We start from the raw sequence: 20,355 nt of genomic DNA, 5'->3' as shown, positions 1-20,355 counted from the left end.
ATGGCTCGATGAAAGTAACATAGTCAATCTTGACTAAGCAAGATCAAACTAACTCCATCCGCACGATCCGGTGACGGATGCACGACTCCCCCGGGCCTCGGCTCGTGCGCGCGCAACACGGTCGTGCATCCGTGGCCCGGGGAGAGAACGAGAAGGAACAGTGTCCAGGACGGGACGGGACGGGCGGATTCAGACCGGGGTCGAGCGGAGCGGCCAGGCGGGCCACCAGCCGTCGTCGAGCCCGCGCAGCAGGGCGGCCGTGCGCTCTCGCGCCTTCGCGGGCATCTCCGGAGCGGGGCCTGAGCTGCTCTCCCGCCGGTCGCCGTCCGGCGACCGGATCTCGGTGTACAGCCACGCGCGGCGGCCGACGGGATACTTCTCCCGGAAACCCCCGGCGGCGACCGACAGCAGGATCCGCTCCAGCTCGTCCGCCGCCGTCTCGGCGGTCTCGTCGCAGGCATCGCAGATGCACGACGGCACGATCGCGTGGAAGTGGGCGCCCGCCTCGACGCTGACGGAGGGAACGGTCGGCGTGATGACGACTCGCGCACCGCGCGCCGGTTCGAGCACGACGCGCTCCGTCCCGTCCTCCCCCGACTCTCGCCGCGCCTCGACCTCGTACTCGCGGGAGAGGTGCTCGACGAGCGCGTCGACCACGAGAAGCAGCGGTGCGAAGCGCTCAGGGTGGCTCTCCCGAGAGTACGACTCCTCCGGCGCGATGCCATCGGGCCAGCGGCGTCCGTAACGGATGACCTCGCCGCGGTCGTCGTGGAAGGTCAGGGGCGGGAGAGCGGGCCGGACGTACGCGCGCGCCGGGACGACGACGACCGCGGGAGCGGAACCCTCCGCGGACAGCGCTCTCATCTCCTCGTCATCGATGTCGTCCTGCTCCCACGACGCGAGCATCTGCAGGAACGCATCCCGCTGGTCGGGCTGCTGCACCATCCCCTGCACGAGACCCGCGACCGGGATGGAGAGGGTGTTCGTCCCGATCTCCGGCTCGCTCGTCATCCGCCAGGTCGCGGCCGGGTGCACGACCGCGATGACGTTGCCGACGAAGCGCGCGGCGGCCGCCGCGAGGTCCGGGCGGTCGAGGATCTCCGGACGCGCTGCCACCACATCCCACGTCGCCGCGAGGTCGTCGGCCAGCAGCGCGGGGTCGATCCCGAGGCCCCGCAGGAAGTCGGCGAACGGCTCGAAACCGTCGACGAAGCGGACCGGCCGCAGGGCCTCCGCCGGCGATGGCATCCACAGGATCGCGGCGGCACCCGCCTCGGGCATCGGGCCGAGGGGACCGGGGAAGACGTCACTGCTCATCGACCGAGCGTACCGAGCGGGATCACCGGGGCGCGTGGGACTCCAGGAACTCGTACACATCGGTCGTGTCCACGCCGGGGAAGGCACCGGTGGGCAGCGTCGCCAGCAGCGTGCGCGGGGTCTTCACGTTGGGCCAGGAGTTCTCGCGCCACCGCTCCTCCAGCTCGGCGGGAGCCCGACGGCAGCACACCTCGACCGAGTGCTTCGACACACCGCGGTGCGGGGTGTCCCTGCCGACGAACCACTTCGTGTCATCGAACCGCACCCCGACGCTCACCGAGTGCAGACCCTCGCTCGATGCCTCCACACGGGCGGTACACCAGTAGGTGCCGTTCCCGGTGTCGGTGTACTGGTAGTACGGGTTGAACCGGTCGTCCTCGTCGAACACCACCCGGGAGGTCCACCGGCGGCAGCACATCTGCCCCTCGATGGCGCCGAGCCGGTCGGTCGGGAAGTTCACGTCGTCGTTCTCGTACGCCTTCGTGATGGTGCCCGACTCATGCACCTTGAGGAAGTGCACGGGGATGTCGAGGTGCCGCGTCGCGAGGTTCGTGAACCGGTGCGCCGCCGTCTCATACGACACCGAGTACGCGTCACGGAGGTCTTCGATGGAGATCGCCCTCCGCTGCTTGGCATCCTGCAAAGCGGGGACGACGTGCGCCTCCGGGATGAGCAGGGCACCGGTGAGGTAGTTCGTCTCCACCCGCTGCCGGAGGAACTCGGCGTAGCTGCGCGGCTCGGAGTGCCCCAGGATGCGGCTCGACAGCGCCTGCAGCACCGCGGTGCGTGCGTCTCCCTTCGCCGGGACGCTGCTCGACAGGTACAGCCGGCCGTTGGCGAGGTCGGCGACGCTGCGGGTCGTCTGCGGCAGGTCGGGGGCGTAGTGGAGGGTGAAGCCGAGATGGGCCGCGATCTCCGAGGCGGTGCGCTGGGTCAGCGGTCCCCCGGGATGGCCGACGGCCGCGAGGATCTCGGCCGCCTTCGCCTCCAGCTCGGCGAAGTGGTTGTCCTGCCGGCGCATCAGATGCCGCAGTTCGACGTTGGCGCGCCGGGCCTCCTCCGGGGTCGCGGCGCGCTCGTCCTTGAGTCGGTCGATCTCCCCCTGCAGCGCCAGCAGGGCCTTCAGCGCCTCCGTCGGCACACTCTTGGCGATGCGGAACGGCGCGATGCCCAGCGCCTGGAACGTCTGCCCCTTCATCGCGCGTTCCAGGGCGACCTCGATCGCGCTGCGCTCGTCGAGCGGCTCCCCCGTGAGCAGCGCGTCGATGGTCACCCCGAGCGCGCGGGCGATCGTCTGGAGTTGCGTGAGCTTGGGCTCGCGCTTGCCCGTCTCGATCATCGACATCTGGCTCGGCGCCCGCTCGACCGCGGCTGCGAGCTCTTCGAGCGTCATGCCCCGCGCGGTGCGCAGCTGGCGGATGCGCCGCCCGACAGTGAGGGCGTCGGTCTCTTCCGTGGCGTCGTCCATGTCGGCTCCTCTCAGCCGCACCGCCGTCCGCGTCGGTGCGGGATCGGGAACGCTCCTCGCGGGGCCGGGCCGGGGTCTTTCCTGATCCCGCGAGGCCGCGTGAGCGGTGCGTGCGGGCCGAGTCTGTCACGAAAACAGAAATTCAGTCAAACTTCTCCTCAATTCGGCACCGGAGAGGCGCCGAACTTCACACAGAGTGGAGGCACGCCATCGGCACCGACGCCGATTCCCATCCGAGGAGACACCATGACGAACACCGCAGCGACCCCCACCCCGCGCCCCGCCGGCCTGCGCGCCGGCGATCAGGTCCAGACGGCGGCGGAGCTCCAGGAGATCTGGGACACCGACCCGCGCTGGGACGGTGTCGAGCGCACGTACTCCGCCGAAGACGTCGTCCGCATCCGCGGCTCGGTCCGCGAGGACGCCACCCTCGCCCACCGCGGTGCGGAGAACCTCTGGAACCTCCTGCACACGGAGGACTACATCCGGGCGCTCGGCGCCTACACCGGCGGCCAAGCCGTGCAGCAGGTGCGCGCCGGCCTGAAGGCCATCTACCTCTCCGGATGGCAGGTCGCCGCCGACGGCAACCTCGCCGGACAGACCTACCCCGACCAGTCGCTCTATCCGGCGAACTCGGTCCCGGCGGTCGTGCGTCGCATCAACAACGCCCTGCTCCGGCAGGACCAGCTCGAGCACGCCGAGGGTGAGATCACGCAGGACTGGCTCGCGCCGATCGTCGCCGACGCCGAGGCCGGCTTCGGCGGACCGCTGAACGCGTACGAACTCGCGCAGTCGCTCATCCAGTCCGGTGCCGCCGGCATCCACTGGGAGGACCAGCTCGCGAGCGAGAAGAAGTGCGGCCACCTCGGCGGCAAGGTGCTCGTGCCCACGCAGCAGCACATCCGCACTCTCAACGCGGCCCGTCTCGCGGCGGACGTCGCCGGTGTTCCGACCGTCATCATCGCCCGCACCGACGCCCTCGCCGCCGATCTGCTCACGAGCGACGTCGACGAGCGCGACCGGGAGTTCACCACAGGCGAGCGCACGTCCGAGGGCTTCTACCGGGTCCGCCCCGGCATCGAGTCGGTCATCAGCCGCGGCCTCGCCTTCGCCCCGTACGCCGACCTGCTCTGGGTCGAGACCGGGGAGCCGGACATCGAGCTGGCGCGGGAGTTCGCCGCGGCCATCCACGCGCGGTTCCCCGGTAAGCTCCTGGCCTACAACTGCTCCCCGAGCTTCAACTGGAAGCGCCACCTGTCGGACGCCGAGATCGCGACGTTCCAGCAGGAGCTGGCAGACCTGGGCTACAAGTTCCAGTTCATCACCCTGGCCGGGTTCCACGCCCTGAACCACTCCATGTTCGACCTCGCCCGCGGTTATGCCGAGCGCGCCATGAGCGCCTACGTCGAGCTGCAGGAAGCCGAGTTCGCCGCCGAAGCCGACGGGTACACCGCCACCAAGCACCAGCGCGAGGCGGGCACCGGCTACTTCGACGTCATCTCGACCGCGCTCAATCCCGACAGCGCGACCCTCGCCCTCGCCGGCTCCACCGAGACCGCCCAGTTCCACTGACCCCCGTTTTCTCCCCCCACTTCCCCCGAGACCCCAGGTTCTCGTCGAGACCCCGCCCCGCACACGCCGGGAGCCCGGGGTCTCGACGACAACCCGGGGGCTCGGCATAAGGCAAAGGACACCATCATGACCACCGCACCGATGCAGACGACCCGACAGGGCCCCGCGATCGAGATCGCCGGGCCCATGCGCGACCGCTACGACGAGATCCTGACCCCGGAGGCGATCGCCTTCCTCACCGAACTCCACCACCGGTTCGCCTCCCGCCGCCACGACCGGCTGGCCGACCGGATGCGTCGCCGCTTCGAGATCGGCAACGGACACGACCCGCAGTTCCGAGAGGACACCGCGCACATCCGCCAGGACACCACCTGGCGGGTCGCCGGCGCCGGACCGGGACTCGAGGACCGCCGCGTCGAGATCACCGGGCCCACCGATCCGAAGATGACCGTCAACGCCCTGAACTCCGGCGCGCGAGTGTGGCTCGCCGATCAGGAGGACGCCACGAGCCCGACCTGGAAGAACGTCATCGAGGGGCAGCTGTCCCTTCGCGACGCGATCCGCGGCGAGCTCTCCTTCACCTCCCCCGAGGGCAAGGAGTACCGGGTCACCGCCGAGCGCACGCCCACGATCGTGATGCGCCCCCGTGGCTGGCATCTGCCGGAGAAGCACCTCACCTTCATCGACCGCGCCGGCCGGCCCACGTCGGCATCCGGCTCCCTGGTCGACTTCGGTCTCTACTTCCTGCACAACGCGCAGGCGCTGATCGAGGCCGGCCGCGGACCGTACTTCTACATCGCCAAGCTCGAGTCCAGCGAAGAGGCCAAGCTGTGGGACGACGTGTTCTCCTTCAGCGAGGAGTACATCGGCATCCCGCACGGCACCATCCGCGCGACCGTGCTGATCGAGACCCTGCCGGCCGCGTTCGAGATGGATGAGATCCTCTACGAGCTGCGCGATCACTGCGCGGGCCTCAACGCCGGACGCTGGGACTACATCTTCTCCATCATCAAGAACTACCGCGGCCGCGGCGCCCGCTTCGTGCTCCCCGACCGCAGCGAGGTCACGATGACGGTGCCCTTCATGCGGGCGTACACCGAGCTGCTCGTGCAGACCTGCCACAAGCGCGGAGCCTTCGCGATCGGCGGCATGAGCGCGTTCATCCCGAACCGCCGCGACCCCGAGGTGACGGCACGCGCGGTCGAGAAGGTGTCGGCTGACAAGAAGCGCGAGGCCGGCGACGGCTTCGACGGCACCTGGGTCGCCCACCCCGACCTGATCCCGACGGCTCAGGCCGAGTTCGACGCCGTGCTCGGCGACCGCCCGAACCAGGTCGACCGTCAGCGCGACGACGTGCACGTGGAGGCGCGCGACCTGCTCGACCTGCACATCGGTCGGCCGATCACCGCGCAGGGCGTGCGGGACAACGTGTCCGTCGCCATCCGCTACCTGGAGGCGTGGCTGCGCGGACTCGGCGCCGTGGCCATCGACAACCTCATGGAGGACGCCGCGACCGCGGAGATCAGCCGCTCGCAGGTGTGGCAGTGGATCCATCAGGACCGCACCACGCAGGACGGCACGGCCATCACGGTCGAGTACGTCGAGGGGCTGATCGCGGAGGTGCTCAGCGAGGTCGACAGGCGCGAGGGCGACCGCTTCGACGACGCCGCCGAGATCTTCCGCGAGGTCGCGCTCCGTGAGGAGTTCCCGACCTTCCTCACCCTGGGCGCCTACAGCCGGTTCCTGGTCGACGAGGACTGACGACGCGAGCATGCCGCAGGCCGTGGGGTCTGCGGCATCGCCGCGTCGTGCCCGGCCCGCCCCCTCCCTGCCGGGCGTAGCCTGGAGCCATGAGCGACGTATGGAGCAGCATCGCCGAGGAGTTCCTGCACCTCTATCCGCGCGGACGACGACTGCTCGCGGTCGCCGGCGCGGATGCCGAGCGCTCCCGCGCAGCCGCGGACGACCTCGCGACAGCCTTGACCACGGCGGGCCAGACCGTCGAGCGTGCGCACACCGCTGAGGGGGACGAAGCCGCCCTCCGCGCCGACGTGGTGGGCCCCTTCCGCGCCACGGACAGCGGAGCTGTGCTCCTCGTGTCCGGCCCGGGCCCGATCGTGGCTCCGAGTACGCGCGGGATGTGGAACTACGTCCTCTGGCAGCTCGCGGGAGACGAGCCCCCGCACACCGCGGCGAACGCCCTGGTCGACGTGACCGATCCGGCCCATCCCACCCGGCGTTTCGCCGACTACTGCGCAGTCCCCTCCTCGTTCGAGACCTGAGTCGCCGCCCGCCGACTCAGTGGAACGACGCGGCGACCGAGTTGCGGTGGTAATCGAACACGATGCTCGTGCGGGTCGACGCCACGCTGCTCTGCGCGGACAGGTGCTCGAGCACGAACTCGCGCATCTCCGAGGAGTCGGCGACGGCGATGTGCAGGAGGAAGTCGTCGTCACCGCCGAGGAAGAACACCTGGATCACCTGCGGCAGCGCGCGCACCCGATCGGCGAACTCGACGATGCTCTCCCGTCGGGCGGCCGGACGCAGGCTGACGCCGATGATCGCCTGGAGTCCGGCGCCGAGCTCGCGTTCGTCGACGCTCGCATGGAAGCCGGTGATGACCCCGCGCTCGATCAGCCCGCGCAGCCGCGCGTGCGCGGTCGACGGCGCGACTCCCAGTCGCCCGGCGAGCTCCGCGTTCGTCATCCTCCCGTCGGCGGTGAGGAGCTGCACGATCCGCGCGTCGATGGGGTCGAGGGCGGGCGCCCGAACGCTGTTCGGCTCGGACGACGCGGAGGCGGTGGTCATACGAAGCATTATTCAGGATCCGACCCGTCGCCGAAGACTCTTCACTGATTCTGTCCATCTCGCGACGTTTCTGCGATCCTTGTCTGCACCCTGCGCCCCGACACCTGGAGGATCGATGAAGATCGGCGTCCCGACCGAAGTCAAGAACAACGAGAACCGCGTCGCCCTCACCCCGGCCGGCGCCGATCGGCTCGTGCGGGAGGGACACCGCGTGCTCGTGCAGTCGGGTGCCGGCATCGGATCGAGCATCGACGACGACGCGTACCGCGCGGCTGGTGCGGAGATCGTGGACACCGCCGCCGACGCCTGGGGAGAGGCCGACCTGCTCATCAAGGTCAAGGAACCCGTCGCCGAGGAATACGGCTTCCTCCGACCCGACCTCACGCTCTTCACCTACCTCCACCTCGCGGCGGACCGTCCGCTGACCGAGGCCCTCGTCGCGGCCGGCACGACCGCCGTCGCCTACGAGACCGTGCAGCTGCCCGACCGCACGCTGCCCCTGCTCGTGCCGATGAGCGAGATCGCCGGTCGCCTGTCCGTCATCATGGGCTCCCACTCGCTGCTGCGCTCGCAGGGCGGCCGCGGCATGCTGCTGGGCGGCATCGCCGGCACTCCCCGGGCCAAGACCGTGGTCATCGGCGGTGGCGTCGCCGGAGAGCACGCGGCCGCGAACGCGCTCGGACTCGGATCGAAGGTCACCGTCGTCGACGTGGCGCTCCCCCGGCTGCGCGAGCTCGAGCACCGCTACGGCGGCGCTCTGGAGACCCGGGCATCGAGCCGCTACGACATCGCCGAGGAGCTGACGTCGGCGGATCTCGTCATCGGCTCGGTCCTCATCCCCGGTGCCGCGGCCCCCAAGCTGGTGACCGACGACATGGTCGCCGCCATGAAGCCGGGATCCGTGCTCGTCGACATCGCGATCGACCAGGGCGGCTGCTTCGAGGGCTCCCGTCCGACCACGCACGACGACCCGACCTTCGCGGTGCACGACTCGATCTACTACTGCGTCGCGAACATGCCGGGAGCCGTTCCGACGACCGCGACCAGGGCGCTGACGAACGCCACTCTCCCCTACGTCTCGGCCATCGCCGCCAAGGGCTGGGAGCGGGCGGCCTCCGACGACGCTGCCCTCGCGAAGGGGCTCAACGTGCAGGGCGGGCGCATCACGCTGGACGCCGTCGCGCAGGCCCACGGCCTCTCCACCGACTGACCTGTCGAACCCGAAAGAACCTCGGATCTTGGCGGCATCCCACACCTCATCCGCCGCATCGACCCGAGTACGCTCGTAACCGTGACCGAACGCGCTCCTCTCTCCCGCAAGCTGTCCGCCATCGCCGAGTCCGCGACCCTCAAGGTCGACGCCAAGGCCAAGGCCCTCAAGGCCGAGGGCAAGCCCGTCATCTCGTATGCCGCGGGCGAGCCCGACTTCGCCACCCCCCAGTTCATCGTGGACGCGGCTGCTGAGGCGCTGGCCGACCCGGCGAGCTATCGCTACACCCCTGCTCCCGGCCTCCCGGCGCTCCGCGAGGCGATCGCCGCAAAGACGCTCCGCGACTCCGGACTCGAGGTCTCCCCCGGTCAGGTCATCGTCACCAACGGCGGTAAGCAGTCGGTGTACCAGGCGTTCCAGGCGGTCGTGAACCCGGGCGACGAGGTGCTGCTGCCCGCGCCGTACTGGACCACGTACCCCGAGGCCATCCGTCTCGCCGACGGCACCCCGGTCGAGGTCTTCGCGGGCGCCGACCAGGAGTACAAGGTCACCGTCGAGCAGCTCGAGGCCGCCCGGACCGACCGCACCACCGTCCTCGTCTTCGTGTCGCCGTCGAACCCCACCGGTTCCGTGTACACGGCCGAGGAGACGAAGGCCATCGGCGAGTGGGCCGTGGAGCACGGCATCTGGATCATCAGCGACGAGATCTACCAGAACCTCACCTACCCTTCGACGGGCTCAGGGACCGCGGTGACGGCGACCTCGATCGTGGATGCCGTGCCGGAGGCCGCGAACCAGACGATCCTCGTCAACGGCGTGGCCAAGACCTATGCCATGACCGGCTGGCGCGTGGGCTGGATGGTGGGCCCGGCCGACGCCATCAAGATCGCCGGCAACCTGCAGTCGCACCTCACGAGCAACGTCAACAACGTCGCACAGAAGGCGGCGATCGCGGCGCTCAACGGTCCGCAGGACGAGGCCGAGAAGATGCGCGAGGCCTTCGACCGCCGCCGTCAGCTCATCGTGTCGGAGCTGTCGAAGATCGACGGGCTCGTGGTGCCGAACCCGCTCGGCGCGTTCTACGTCTACCCCGATGTGCAGGGCCTGCTCGGCCGCACCTGGGGCGGCGTGACCCCGACGACGTCGCTGGAGCTCGCCGACCTCATCCTCGACCAGGCCGAGGTCGCCGTCGTCCCCGGAGAGGCGTTCGGTCCGTCCGGCTACATCCGCATGTCGTACGCGCTCGGCGACGACCAGCTCCTCGAGGGCGTGCAGCGCCTCCAGCGCCTGTTCTCCTCCTCTTCCTCCTGACCCCGAGACCCCGCTTTACCGCCGAGACCCCCTCGTACCTGCGCAGGTAGGAGGGGGTCTCGGCGTGAACCCGGGGTCTCGGGTCAGTCTTCGGGGTGGAAGCCGATCAGCCAGCGGATGCCGTAGCGGTCGACGAGGGTGCCGTCGACATCTCCCCACGGGCGCTGCTGCAGCGGGTCGATGACGCGGCCGCCGCCGGAAAGCTCGTCGTACCAGCGGGTCAGCGTTCCGGGGTCGGCTGTTCCGAGGAGCGAGAGGAACATCCCGCTCATCTGGACGGCGTCGTCATCGGCTCCCGCGTCCGCTCCGGCGAGTTCGACCGGACCGCCGAGCTGTCCGTGCGCGACCGCGTCGCCCGGGCCGTCGTGGCGGCCGGCGCTTGCGTAGTCCATCAGCTGGAGCTCACCGCCGAACACATCGCGGTAATGGCCGAGTGCTTCGGCGGCGTTGCCGGGGAACAGCAGGTACGGGATCAGTCCGCTCATCCCGCGAGCGTAGTTCGCGGCGGCTCCGGTCACCACCTGCCGAGAACGACGGACGGCCGCCACCCGGAGGTGACGGCCGTTCGTGCGAGCGCGGTCAGGAGACCGGGATCACCGCGTACAGCACCCAGGTCAGCACGAATCCGGAGACCCCGAGCACCGTCGTCAGAGGCGTCCACGTGCGCAGGCCGTCCTTGACCGAGAGACCGAGGTACCGCGTGACCACCCAGAAGCCGGAGTCGTTCACGTGGCTGAGGCCGAGGCCACCGTAGCCGATGGCGACCGCGAGCAGCGCGGTGTGCACAGTGTCGAGTCCCATCGCGGAGACCGAGGGCAGGAGGAGGCCCGCGGTCGTCGCGATCGCGACGGTGGCCGACCCCTGAGCCGCACGCATGATGAGCGAGATGAGGAAGGCCGCGAGCAGCAGGGGCATCCCGCTGGAGGCGAGCACCTCGGCGACCGCGCTGCCGATCCCGGTCTCGGTGAGGACGCGGCCGAAGGCGCCACCGGCACCGGTGACGAGGATGATGACCGCAGCGGCCGGCAGCGCCGACTCCATGACCTCGCCGAGGTGCGCAGCCGACCAGCCGCGGCGCACGCCGAGCAGGTACATCGCGGCGGCGATCGCGACCATGAGCGCGAAGATCGGCTGGCCGACCATGCTGAGGAATCCGTTCCAGAACGTGCCCGCCTCGAACAGCGGCGCCACGGCGGTGCCGAGCATGATGAGCACGAGCGGCAGGAGGATGAGGCCGAGGACCGTGCCGGCGCCCGGCGCCTTCTCGCCCTCGCCGAGTCCGCCGGTGAGCGTCGACTTCTCCGTGCCGAAGTTGTCGTACATCTCCTTGGTGGCGGCGAGCATCGCGAACTCACGGGTGTTGATCCACTTCGCCACGAGGTAGGACAGGACCGCGAGCGGCACAGAGATCGCGAGCGCGAAGATCGTCACCCAGCCGATGTCGGCGCCGAGGATCGCGGACCCACCGACGATGCCCGGGTGCGGTGGCACCGCGACGTGCACGGCGAGCATGATGCCGGCGACCGGGAGACCGAACTTGATCGGGTTGAGACCGGCCACCTTCGAGAAGGCGAACACGATGGGGATGAGGATGATGAAGCCGGCGTCGAAGAACACCGGGATCGCCAGGATGCCGGCGGCGATGACGAGCGCGATGCCGACGCGCTTCGGGCCCAGCCAGCCGGTGAAGCGCCCCGCGAGCGACTCGGCACCGCCGGACAGCTCGATGATCTTGCCGAGCATCGACCCGAGGGCGACGAGTACCGCGACCGAACCGAGGGTGCCGCCGACACCGGCGATGATCGCCTGGATGACGCCGAGCTGCTCGGGGGTGTCGCCGTCGGCGGGGATCGTGGTCAGCGGCAGGCCTGCCGCGATGCCGACGATGATCGATACGAGGATGAGGGCGTAGAACGCCTGCATCTTGAACCGGATGATGAGCAGGAGCAGCAGGCCGAGGCCCGCCAGGCCGATCAGGATGAGGATCGGAAGAGGAAGCATCTCTGGATCTCTTCTTTCAGTGAGGGCGCGACGTCGCGCTCAGGACAGTCGTTCGGGTGCGACGACGCGGATGACGGCGGAGTCGTCCAGGGCGCCGAGGCCCTGCGCTTCGCCGAGGAGGAACAGCTGCTCGGCCGCGGCGGCGACCGGCGTGGACAGGTGCGCACGGCGCGCGGCGTCGCCGACGATGCCGAGGTCCTTGACGAAGATGTCGAGGCGGCTGAGCACCTCCGCGCCGTCCTCGTCGTACGCCTGCAGGGCGCGCGGGCCGCGGTTGCCGAGCATGAAGGAGTTGGCAGCCCCGGCGGTCAGCGCGTCGAGTGTGCGGGCGCGGTCCAGGCCGAGGGCGTCCGCGAGGGCGAGCGCTTCCGCGGCCGCGGCGATGTGCACGCCGCAGAGGAGCTGGTTGACGGTCTTCAGCGCCTGGCCGTCGCCGGGCTTGTCGCCGACGATGGACAGCGTGGAGGCGAGCTGGTCGAGCACTGGGCGCGCCGTCTCCAGAGCGCTCGGGGTGGCGCCGACGACGATGAGGAGGTCGCCCTCCCCCGCCCGGACCGGACCACCGGAGAGCGGGGCGTCCACGAGCTGCGCACCGTGCGCGGCGAGCTGGGTGGCGATCGCGTCGATGCCGTCCGTCCCCACCGTGCTGGTGAGGATCACGACCGCACCCTCGGCGAGGTGCGGGGCGAGCCCGTCCTCACCGAACAGCAGGGCGTCGAGCTGCGCGCCGGTGCGCACGGCGACGAGCACCGCGTCGGCACCGTCCACGGCGTCGGCTGCGGACGATGCCGGCGTCACGCCCGCCTCCGCCGCGAGAGCGATGCGTTCGGCGGCGATGTCGAAGCCGCGCACGGCGAAGCGCTCGGCGAGGCGGGTGGCCATCGGCAGCCCCATGGCGCCGAGTCCGATGACAGCGACGGTGGATGTCATGAGTGTCCTTCCGGGTTGTTTCCATCGTCGCCTGCGAGAGTGGCGACGACGGTGACGAGGGAGTCCGCGTCGCCGACGTTGCCGGCGAACACGACGTACGGGATGCCGACCGCGGGGCCGGTCTCCGGCTGCCACAGCGACACGAGGCCGGGCAGCATGGGGCCGAGCACGGTGGCCCGGCGGATCTCGAGCGCTTCACTGGCGACGTCGCTCGACGTGATGCCGCCCTTCGCGATGACGAAGCGGGGCGGCGCGATGGCGAGCACTCGACGCACGAGGTCGACCACTCCGCTGGAGATGCGGCGGGCGATCGCGAGGCTCTCGTCACCGTCGGCGCCGGTGACGAGTTCGCGGGTGGTGTGCACGATCACGGTACCCGTGGCGAGGGCGTCGGCGACCGCGTGCGCCTGCGTCTCGAGGTGGGTCTCGCGCTCGGGGCCGATGAGGGCGCGCACGTCGAGCTCGATCGTGCGGGTGTTCGGTCGAGCTGCCGTGAGGGCCTCGAGCTGGGCGGTGGTGAGCGGCACGTGGCTGCCGACGACCACGAGGCCGCCGCGGTCGTGCGCGAAGGGGATGTCCTCCGCGCGTACCGGATCGGCGATCTCCTGCCCGATGTGCGCGCGCACGTAGGGCGGGCCGACCCGGAGGAGCACGTCGCGGTCCCGCAGGCGGTGCAGCGCCAGAGCGACGACGCGCATATCGGATTCCTCGACCACGTCGACCGCGACGACCGTGCCGTCGGTCAGGGTTGCGAGGAAGCCGGCCACGGCGTCCACGCCCGCGCGGATGGTGCGGATGTCGAGGCCCGCGACCGCGGACGCCGGGATGCGGCCACCCGTCTTCTCGGCGACCCATTCGCGCAGGTCTGAGGACGCGTAGCCGAAGGTCGCGTCGGCCGCGAAGGGGGTCTCGCCCACCGGGGTCGCCTCGCCGTCGGTCACCCAGTAGTGCACGGAGTCGACCGTGATCCGGCCGGCGTCGGGGAAGGCGGGGACGAGCAGGGTCAGCGCGGGGGCGCGACCGGAGCGGGAGCCGATCTCCGCGGAGAGGACGTCGGTCTCGAGCGGGAAGTGCCCGCGCAGCGTCGAGTCGCCGCGCGAGACGAACGTGACGCGCCGCCCCTGGGCCTCGGCGGCGGCGAGAGCCACGTCGACGATCTCGCGGTTGCGGATGGCCGCGGCGTCTTCGTCGAGCGACCGGGTGTTCGTGAGCACGTATACCGCGGCGGCGCCGGTGGCGAGCGCCTCGTCCAGGTCGGCACGCTCCCACCGGGTGAGGACGGGGAGGTTCGCGACCGACTGCGTGCCGGTGGGGTCGTCGTCCAGGACGACCAGCACATCCGTGGGATCGACCTCTGCACGGACGTCGGCGGCGGTGACGGCGACAGGTGCAGGCAGGGGGGCCAGCAGGGCGTCGATGTGCACACGAACTCCTTCGTTCCGGGAGATGGTCCGTGGTGGGGGCCACGGACCAGGGGAATCTGCATCGTTATCCGATATCAGATAACGACGAGCGTACCTCACGATCATCGCGGCTCCAAACCGACGGGGAGCGCGCGGATCAGCGACCGTGGACGAAGTGCAGCAGGTCGTCGCGGGTCTGGCGCATGTGACTGCGCATGGCCTGACGAGCGGCCGCGCCGGAGCCGGTTCGCATCGCCTCCAGCACCGCCGCATGCTCGGCCAGCGCGTGCTCGCGGATCTCCGGGATGGCGCTCGTCTCACTGCGGGTCGCCTGGAGCATCGTCGTGAGGGGACGCATCGAGGCGACGAGGATGCGGTTCTCCGCCGCGCGGATGATCACGTCGTGGAAGGCGAGGTCCGCCGCGACGAACGCATCCACGTCGGCCCGCTCGTGGGCCGCCTGCATCTCCTCGAGGAGTGCGGCCATCTCGGCGAGGTGCTCCTCGGTGCGCCGACCCGCCGCGAACTCCGCTGCTCCGGTCTCGAACATCATGCGCATCTCGAGCATCTCCAGCGACGAGCGCTCACGAGCGCCCGCGCTCTGGGCGTGCCGGACGACCGCGTCGAGGCCCGTCCACTCGTCGGTCGGCGCGATGCGGTGCCGGGTGCCCGGAACGGCGACGATCACGCCCTGCGCCTGCAGGAGACGGACACCCTCGCGCATCGTGAGACGGGAGACCCCGAACTGCTCCGCCAGCTCCCCCTCGGGAGGCAGCGGCTGCCCGGCCTCGAGCCGGCCCGCGATGATGGCGTCGAGCAGTCCGTCCACGACCGCCTGCGTCCGCGACACCCGCTCGACCTTCGTCACAGGTCGACGCCCACCAGCACGGGCTCCGGCTGCAGCACGAGGCCGAACTCGGCGTGCACGCGGTTCTGGATGAAACGGGCGAGCTCGGCGACCTCGGCCGCCGTGGCACCACCCCGGTTGGTGAGCGCCAGGGCGTGCTTGGTCGAGACGGACGCCCGCGAGCGGGGCAGCTTGAACCCCTTGCGGATGCCCGCCTGCTCGATGAGCCACGCGGCGCTCACCTTCACGTCGGGGGCCTCGGTCTTCGTCGGCGGCACGTGCCCGTCGTACGAGGCGAGGGGGATGACGGTGACCGCGTCGAGGTCGGGGGCCACCGGCCACCGCGGGCACTCCGGCGGGAGGGACCGGGCCTGAGCGGCCGTGACGATCGCGTTCTGGAAGAAGGAGCCGACGCCATGCGTGTCCGGGTCGTCCGCATCGAGCAGCATGCCCTTCGATGCGCGGGTGGCGAGGATGCGCTCGCGCACCCAGGTCAGCGGCACCGGGGTGTCGTCGGTCAGGCCGAGGGCGCGACGCAGCTGCTCCCCGCGCACCACGCGCTCGCGGGCGACCAGCAGATCGACCGTGACGGACAGGATCACGGCACGACGCTGCGGCTCGCTGCCGTGGTGATGCTTGAGCACCGAGGTGCGGAATCCGAGCCCGAGCTCCGTCGCCGGCACGGTGGAGATCTCGTCGGAGCCCTCATCGATCAGCTCGACCTCGACGAGGGTCTCCTGGATCTCCTGGCCGTAGGCGCCGATGTTCTGCACGGGTGACGCGCCGACCGTGCCGGGGATGCCGCTCATCGCCTCCAGCCCGGCGTACCCGCGCTCGACCGCGTACGACACCAGGTCGTCCCAGCTGTGTCCGGCCTGCACACGCAGACGGACGCGACCGGGATGCGGCGACGGAAGCTCCTCGACGCCCCGGGTCCGGATGCGGATGACGGTGCCCTCGAACGGCTCGTCGCCGACGAAGAGGTTCGAGCCCCCTCCGAGCACCAGCCAGGGGTCGCCCTCCGCCCAGGTCTCGCGGAGGACCGAGACGAGCTCCGCCGTCGTCGTCGCCTCGCGCATGTGCGCAGGCGCAGCGCCGGTGCGGAGCGTGGTGAGCTCGGCCAGGCGGATCGGCTCGACCTCGCTCATCGGACGGCGACGCGCAGCTGCGCCTTGACGAGCACGGTGGTGTCGCCGGTCGTGACCTTGAGGTCGATGCGCGCGGACTCCTCGTCCACGGCGCCGACCGTCGCGACGACGTGCACATCGGCGCCGGTCTCGGGGTCGACCACCACCGGCTTCGTGAAGCGCACGCCGTAATCGAGGATCCGGGTCTGCGGGTCGAGCGCGGCCACGACCACCGACGAGGCGATGCCCATGGTCAGCATGCCGTGCGCGAGCACGCCGGGAAGGCCCACCGCGGCGGCGACGTCGTCGCGGTAGTGGATCGGGTTGAAGTCGCCGGAGGCTCCGGCGTAGCGGACGAGCGACTCCCTCGTCAGGTGCACGGTGCGCTCGGCGAGCACGTCTCCCACGGTGAACGCGCTCATGCGGTCTCCTCCTCGGCGCCGACGAGCAGGACGCTGGTGGCGGTCACCACGTGCGCGCCCGCTTCGTCGGTGATCTCGGCCTCGCTCGTGATCATGGCGTTCCCGCCCATCATGCGGATGCCGGTGACACGCAGCTGCGCCGTCAGCTCGTCTCCCGCGACGATCGGCCTGGTGTAGCGGAATCGCTGCTCCGCGTGGATCGTGCGCGCCAGCACGATGCCGGAGTCCGGCTCGGCCAGCAGCTGCTGGAGCGTGAGGTCCTGCAGGACCATCGCGAAGGTCGGCGGCGCGACGACGTCGGCGAAGCCGGCTGTACGGGCGGCCTCGACGTCGGTGTGCTGGGGGGCGTCGGCGAAGACGGCGCGCGCGAACTCGCGCACCTTCTCCCGCCCGACGAGGTAGGGGGCGGTCGGCGGGAACTCCCGGCCGACGAGTTCTTGGTTCACTGCCACCCGTCGATCCTACCGAGGCCCGCCGACGGCCCGCCGTGCGCGGGCCGTCCGAAACCCGGATGATATGCCACATCGCGGGGACCGGCGGGCCTCACCCCTGGGAGCGGACCACCATGTTCAACGTCATCCGACTCGGAACGACCTTCACCCGTGAGGTGTGAACGACCTCGCCGGCCCGGTCCAGCGCGCGCTTGCGGACGACGATGAGCGGATCGTGCTCCGGGCGGGCCAGCCACTCCGCGGTCTGGGCGGTGGTGAAGCCGACGTCGATCTCCCGGTACATCTCCGAGAACTCCACGCCGTACACGTCGCGAAGCACCTGATATGTGGAGGTGTCGTGGTCGATGTGCCGGTCGAAATCAGGGAAGCGCGTCAGTGAATACCGGCTGTCGTCGATGGAGAGGGGGATGCCGTCGAGAGCGAAGACGCGTACCAACCGGAAGACCGGGTCGCCGACCGGGACGCCGAGGCGCCGGGCGCGCTTCTCGTCGGCGGGGGTCGTCTCGGCGCGCATGATCCGTCGGGATTTGACCCCGTCCGCCACCACGGTGTCTGCGAAGCCACCCAGGGTCATGGCACCGATCACCTCGCGTCGCGGAGCGACGAAGGTCCCGCGGCCCTGCTGTCGGCGCACGATGCCGAGTCCTTCCAGATCGGCCACCGCCCGCCGCACGGTGATGCGGCTGACGCCGAAGCGCTCACACAACTCGGGTTCGGACGGAAGCCGTTCGCCTTCGGCATAGGTCCCGGCGTCGATCTCCCGCATCAGCAGGCTTCGCACCTGCTCGTGCAGCGGGGTCGAGCCGACGGCGGACGACAGCTGAGTCACGTCGGAGCCCTCCTCTACGTCGCCGGGTATCGCCGCAGCATCTGCGCGCGTGCGTCGTCCCCCGCATGCACAGGGTATCCGAACGCCCCGCGCAACGTGCAGGCGAGCGCTCCGCTGACGGCGGCCACTTCGAGGCATCCGGCGAGATCGGCCCCACCCGCCCGTGCCGCGAGGAACCCGGTGAGGAAGGCGTCCCCGGCCCCGAGCGCATCGACGGCGTCGACCTCCCGGATACCGGTGCGCCGCACGGAAGTGGCGTCGAAGCCCACGGAGCCGCGGGCACCCCGCGTCACCACGGCCGATCCCATGCCGCAGGCCACTGCGAAGCGGCCGAGGTCGTCGATCTCGGAATCGCTGCGGTCCCCTCCCGAGAAGAACCCCACGTCGACGTGCGGAGCGGTCGCCCGGATCACGTCCGGCGACGCGTCGTCGGAATAGTCGTACGACACGCGGCTCCCCCGTTCCGCGATGGCCGGGAGCTCCGGCTCCAACGACGAATAGACCGAGGTGTGCACCCGGTCGAAGCCGGAGAGGTATTCATGATCGGCCTCGCTCAGCCGCAGCCTCAGCTCGGCCTGGACTCCCCCGCGATTCGAGGCGACGAAGCGCCGGTCGCCGTCCTCGTCCAGCGCGACGAAAGCCATGCCGTTCGCGCCGCGCACGCGTCTGACGCGGGCGCCGTCCACTCCGATCTCGTCGAGGACGCCCCGCACGTGTTCTGCGAAGCGGTCGTCCCCCATGATCCCGACGAATCCGGCGGTGCCGCCGAAGAAGAGCCTGCTGTACGCGGCGACGTTCAGTGCGTTACCCCCGGGATAGGCCAGGTCCTCATGCAGATAGCAGTCGAGCACGTTGTCCCCGACGCCGACGAGCGAGGGGGGCGGCACCGCGGCGAGTGCGTCCCTGAGCTGACCCGTATCCATCGTCATCCCTTCACACTCCCCGCCGCGACTCCGGCGACGAAGTACCGCTGCAGCGCGAGGAACACGACCACGATGGGCAGGGCCGCGATGGTCAATCCTGCCAGGAGCACACCCCACTCGGTGGAGAGCGAGTCGCGGAACGACATCAGTCCCGCGGGGATGGTGCGCAGCGCATCGGCGTCGATGTAGACGATCGCGAACAGGAACTCGTTCCAGGCGAAGTAACCGGTGAGGACGGCAGCGGTCGTCAGCACGGACGCGCTCAACGGCAGGTAGACGTGCCGGAAGACTCCGAACGAGCGGCAGCCGTCGATGGTCGCCGCGTCCTCGAGCTCACGGGGGATGCCGAGGAACACCGAACGGATCAGCAGTATCGCCATGGGCAGACGGAAGGCCACGTAAGGGAGGATCATCGCCCAGTACGTGTTCAGCAGCCCCATCGTGTCGAGAAGCCGGTAGAGCGGGATGAGGCTCACCTGGGGCGCCACCACCAGCCCGCCCATCGCCACGATCAGCACGATGTTCGCGACCCGGCTCGACAGCCTCACCATGCCGTAGGCGCACAGGGCCGCGATCGCGACGGTCGCGACGGTGGAGATGATCGTGACGATGACGGAGTTGACGAAGTAGTCGGAGATCCCGCGGTCCCAGGCGGCGGCGTAGTTCTGGACGAGCCAGACCGACGGCAGGCCCCACGGATCGGCGAAGATCTCGGACGAGGATTTGAAAGAGGAGATCACCATCCAGAGCAGGGGGTAGGCGATCACGACGGCGTAGACGGCCAGGATCACCTGGACCGGGGCACGGCGGACACGTTCCGCTGGACGAAGCCGGGTACTGCTCATGTCATTGCCTCCCGCTTCGGAACGAGACCATCTGCACGACGGACAGCACGAGGGTGATCACGAAGATCAGGCTCGCGATGGCTGAGGCGTAGCCCATCTCGTTCTGGAAGAAACCCTGGTTGTACATATAGGTCGCGAGGACCTGGGTGGTGTTTCCCGGACCGCCCTTGGTCAGGATGTAAGGCTCGTTGAACACCGTGAAAGCGCCGGAGACGGTGAGGATCATCGCGACGAAGATCATCTCCTTGGCCTGCGGGACGGTGATGCTGAAGAACTGGCGAACCCGTCCGGCGCCGTCCAGCGACGCGGCTTCGTAGTATTCCTCCGGGATCTGCTGCAGTGCGACGACGTAGAGCATGCAGACGTAGCCGATGCTCTGCCACTGGGAGACGCCGATGACCGCTCCCATCGCCGTGTCGACATCAGCCAGCCACGCCGTCTGCAGGCTGCCGAGTCCGATCGCCTCCAGCAGAGCGTTGAGGAGTCCGCCGCGGGCGTTGTACACGAACGTGAACAGCAGCGCGATCACGGTCATCGAGATCACGGCGGGAAGGAAGTACACGCTGCGCAGGAACGCGCCCATGCGCGGTCCGAGCAGCCGGGTCAGCCAGGCGGCGATCACGAGGGAGCCACCCACCTGGCAGACGATCGAGACGACCGCGTACAGGATGTTGTTGCCCAGGGCCGTCGCGATGATCGGATCGCCGAAGAGCCGCGCGAAGTTGTCGAGGCCGACGAAGCGCATCTCCCCGCTGCCGGCGCTGAAGGAGAAGAAGCCGAAGGCCGCATTGGCGACCAGCGGGTAGTACACGAACACCCCGATCAGGATGATCGCGGGAAGCACGTAGAGCAGGTTCGACCAGGCTCGGGAGCGTGTTCTCATCACGGTG

The 20,355-nt window shown here is 70.0% G+C and carries 20 protein-coding genes; 5 read left to right on the top strand and 15 right to left on the bottom strand.

Going from position 1 to position 20,355, the window contains the following annotated elements; translation table 11 throughout:
• Nucleotides 1-189: 189 nt before the first annotated feature.
• Nucleotides 190-1,317 carry a DUF6226 family protein gene (locus AB0310_RS14830; protein ID WP_366237532.1) on the bottom strand — a complete coding sequence of 376 codons (1,128 nt, stop codon included), beginning with the start codon at nt 1,315-1,317 and terminating at the stop codon, nt 190-192.
• Nucleotides 1,318-1,339: 22 nt separating this feature from the next.
• On the bottom strand, nt 1,340-2,785 hold the full coding sequence (locus AB0310_RS14825; RefSeq protein WP_366237531.1) for a helix-turn-helix domain-containing protein: 1,446 nt from the start codon (nt 2,783-2,785) through the stop codon (nt 1,340-1,342).
• Between the two features lie 246 nt (nt 2,786-3,031).
• On the opposite strand from AB0310_RS14825, the gene aceA reads away from it, so the two are divergent.
• From aceA to AB0310_RS14810, 3 genes are all read left to right on the top strand, one after another.
• Nucleotides 3,032-4,357: an isocitrate lyase gene (gene aceA, locus AB0310_RS14820; protein WP_363446757.1), complete on the top strand. Its 1,326-nt coding sequence runs from the start codon at nt 3,032-3,034 to the stop codon at nt 4,355-4,357.
• Nucleotides 4,358-4,483: 126 nt separating this feature from the next.
• Nucleotides 4,484-6,118 (top strand): malate synthase A, encoded by a 1,635-nt coding sequence (aceB, locus tag AB0310_RS14815; protein ID WP_187662219.1) that lies wholly within the window; start codon nt 4,484-4,486, stop codon nt 6,116-6,118.
• 89 nt (nt 6,119-6,207) lie between these two features.
• Nucleotides 6,208-6,639, top strand: a complete 432-nt coding sequence (locus AB0310_RS14810; protein WP_366237530.1) for a hypothetical protein — start codon at nt 6,208-6,210, stop codon at nt 6,637-6,639.
• 16 nt (nt 6,640-6,655) lie between these two features.
• Here AB0310_RS14810 and AB0310_RS14805 read toward each other — a convergent pair whose 3' ends face one another.
• On the bottom strand, nt 6,656-7,174 hold the full coding sequence (locus tag AB0310_RS14805; RefSeq protein WP_187662221.1) for an Lrp/AsnC family transcriptional regulator: 519 nt from the start codon (nt 7,172-7,174) through the stop codon (nt 6,656-6,658).
• Nucleotides 7,175-7,280: 106 nt separating this feature from the next.
• On the opposite strand from AB0310_RS14805, the gene ald reads away from it, so the two are divergent.
• Entirely contained in the window at nt 7,281-8,375 is a 1,095-nt protein-coding gene (gene ald, locus AB0310_RS14800; RefSeq protein ID WP_268776668.1) for an alanine dehydrogenase, read from the top strand.
• 81 nt (nt 8,376-8,456) lie between these two features.
• Complete coding sequence (locus AB0310_RS14795; RefSeq protein ID WP_187662223.1) at nt 8,457-9,686, top strand: pyridoxal phosphate-dependent aminotransferase; 1,230 nt, start codon at nt 8,457-8,459, stop codon at nt 9,684-9,686.
• Nucleotides 9,687-9,769: 83 nt separating this feature from the next.
• Here AB0310_RS14795 and AB0310_RS14790 read toward each other — a convergent pair whose 3' ends face one another.
• The 12 genes from AB0310_RS14790 to AB0310_RS14735 form a co-directional block, all read right to left on the bottom strand.
• On the bottom strand, nt 9,770-10,171 hold the full coding sequence (locus AB0310_RS14790; RefSeq protein WP_187662224.1) for a VOC family protein: 402 nt from the start codon (nt 10,169-10,171) through the stop codon (nt 9,770-9,772).
• Nucleotides 10,172-10,265: 94 nt separating this feature from the next.
• Entirely contained in the window at nt 10,266-11,687 is a 1,422-nt protein-coding gene (locus tag AB0310_RS14785; protein WP_187662225.1) for a GntP family transporter, read from the bottom strand.
• Nucleotides 11,688-11,726: 39 nt separating this feature from the next.
• Entirely contained in the window at nt 11,727-12,617 is an 891-nt protein-coding gene (locus tag AB0310_RS14780; protein WP_259954422.1) for an NAD(P)-dependent oxidoreductase, read from the bottom strand.
• Nucleotides 12,614-14,041, bottom strand: a complete 1,428-nt coding sequence (locus tag AB0310_RS14775; RefSeq protein ID WP_259954424.1) for a four-carbon acid sugar kinase family protein — start codon at nt 14,039-14,041, stop codon at nt 12,614-12,616. Before AB0310_RS14775 ends, AB0310_RS14780 begins: the two co-directional genes overlap by 4 nt.
• 136 nt (nt 14,042-14,177) lie before the next feature.
• Nucleotides 14,178-14,888, bottom strand: a complete 711-nt coding sequence (locus tag AB0310_RS14770) for a FadR/GntR family transcriptional regulator (protein WP_187662228.1) — start codon at nt 14,886-14,888, stop codon at nt 14,178-14,180.
• On the bottom strand, nt 14,885-16,015 hold the full coding sequence (locus tag AB0310_RS14765; RefSeq protein ID WP_187662229.1) for a UDP-N-acetylmuramate dehydrogenase: 1,131 nt from the start codon (nt 16,013-16,015) through the stop codon (nt 14,885-14,887). Before AB0310_RS14765 ends, AB0310_RS14770 begins: the two co-directional genes overlap by 4 nt.
• The gene (locus tag AB0310_RS14760) at nt 16,012-16,416 is read right to left on the bottom strand and encodes a MaoC/PaaZ C-terminal domain-containing protein (protein WP_062632840.1); all 405 of its coding nucleotides are present in this window, start codon (nt 16,414-16,416) and stop codon (nt 16,012-16,014) included. Before AB0310_RS14760 ends, AB0310_RS14765 begins: the two co-directional genes overlap by 4 nt.
• Complete coding sequence (locus AB0310_RS14755) at nt 16,413-16,868, bottom strand: FAS1-like dehydratase domain-containing protein (protein WP_259954427.1); 456 nt, start codon at nt 16,866-16,868, stop codon at nt 16,413-16,415. Before AB0310_RS14755 ends, AB0310_RS14760 begins: the two co-directional genes overlap by 4 nt.
• A gap of 91 nt (nt 16,869-16,959) precedes the next feature.
• Complete coding sequence (locus AB0310_RS14750; RefSeq protein WP_025102374.1) at nt 16,960-17,697, bottom strand: GntR family transcriptional regulator; 738 nt, start codon at nt 17,695-17,697, stop codon at nt 16,960-16,962.
• A gap of 14 nt (nt 17,698-17,711) precedes the next feature.
• Nucleotides 17,712-18,626 (bottom strand): PfkB family carbohydrate kinase, encoded by a 915-nt coding sequence (locus AB0310_RS14745; RefSeq protein WP_292797502.1) that lies wholly within the window; start codon nt 18,624-18,626, stop codon nt 17,712-17,714.
• Nucleotides 18,623-19,465, bottom strand: a complete 843-nt coding sequence (locus tag AB0310_RS14740; protein ID WP_187662232.1) for a carbohydrate ABC transporter permease — start codon at nt 19,463-19,465, stop codon at nt 18,623-18,625. The genes AB0310_RS14745 and AB0310_RS14740 overlap by 4 nt, the downstream gene beginning before the upstream one ends.
• 1 nt (nt 19,466) lies before the next feature.
• Nucleotides 19,467-20,348, bottom strand: a complete 882-nt coding sequence (locus AB0310_RS14735) for a carbohydrate ABC transporter permease (protein WP_187662233.1) — start codon at nt 20,346-20,348, stop codon at nt 19,467-19,469.
• Nucleotides 20,349-20,355: the final 7 nt, after the last annotated feature.

The sequence above is a fragment of the Microbacterium meiriae genome (assembly GCF_040702565.1).
In the GTDB taxonomy this organism is placed as follows: domain Bacteria; phylum Actinomycetota; class Actinomycetes; order Actinomycetales; family Microbacteriaceae; genus Microbacterium; species Microbacterium meiriae.
Note: the sequence above shows the minus strand (reverse complement) of the source record. Positions and strands in the feature narration are given on the sequence as shown.

Excerpts from the sequence above, each read along its gene's own strand:
- AB0310_RS14740 (WP_187662232.1), bottom strand. The coding sequence starts at position 19,465 with ATGAGCAGTACCCGGCTTCGTCCAGCGGAACGTGTCCGCCGTGCCCCG.
- aceB (WP_187662219.1), top strand. The coding sequence starts at position 4,484 with ATGACCACCGCACCGATGCAGACGACCCGACAGGGCCCCGCGATCGAG.
- AB0310_RS14810 (WP_366237530.1), top strand. The coding sequence starts at position 6,208 with ATGAGCGACGTATGGAGCAGCATCGCCGAGGAGTTCCTGCACCTCTAT.
- AB0310_RS14760 (WP_062632840.1), bottom strand. The coding sequence starts at position 16,416 with ATGAGCGCGTTCACCGTGGGAGACGTGCTCGCCGAGCGCACCGTGCAC.
- AB0310_RS14785 (WP_187662225.1), bottom strand. The coding sequence starts at position 11,687 with ATGCTTCCTCTTCCGATCCTCATCCTGATCGGCCTGGCGGGCCTCGGC.
- AB0310_RS14805 (WP_187662221.1), bottom strand. The coding sequence starts at position 7,174 with ATGCTTCGTATGACCACCGCCTCCGCGTCGTCCGAGCCGAACAGCGTT.
- AB0310_RS14745 (WP_292797502.1), bottom strand. The coding sequence starts at position 18,626 with ATGACGATGGATACGGGTCAGCTCAGGGACGCACTCGCCGCGGTGCCG.
- AB0310_RS14830 (WP_366237532.1), bottom strand. The coding sequence starts at position 1,317 with ATGAGCAGTGACGTCTTCCCCGGTCCCCTCGGCCCGATGCCCGAGGCG.
- AB0310_RS14825 (WP_366237531.1), bottom strand. The coding sequence starts at position 2,785 with ATGGACGACGCCACGGAAGAGACCGACGCCCTCACTGTCGGGCGGCGC.
- ald (WP_268776668.1), top strand. The coding sequence starts at position 7,281 with ATGAAGATCGGCGTCCCGACCGAAGTCAAGAACAACGAGAACCGCGTC.
- aceA (WP_363446757.1), top strand. The coding sequence starts at position 3,032 with ATGACGAACACCGCAGCGACCCCCACCCCGCGCCCCGCCGGCCTGCGC.
- AB0310_RS14790 (WP_187662224.1), bottom strand. The coding sequence starts at position 10,171 with ATGAGCGGACTGATCCCGTACCTGCTGTTCCCCGGCAACGCCGCCGAA.
- AB0310_RS14780 (WP_259954422.1), bottom strand. The coding sequence starts at position 12,617 with ATGACATCCACCGTCGCTGTCATCGGACTCGGCGCCATGGGGCTGCCG.
- AB0310_RS14735 (WP_187662233.1), bottom strand. The coding sequence starts at position 20,348 with ATGAGAACACGCTCCCGAGCCTGGTCGAACCTGCTCTACGTGCTTCCC.
- AB0310_RS14765 (WP_187662229.1), bottom strand. The coding sequence starts at position 16,015 with ATGAGCGAGGTCGAGCCGATCCGCCTGGCCGAGCTCACCACGCTCCGC.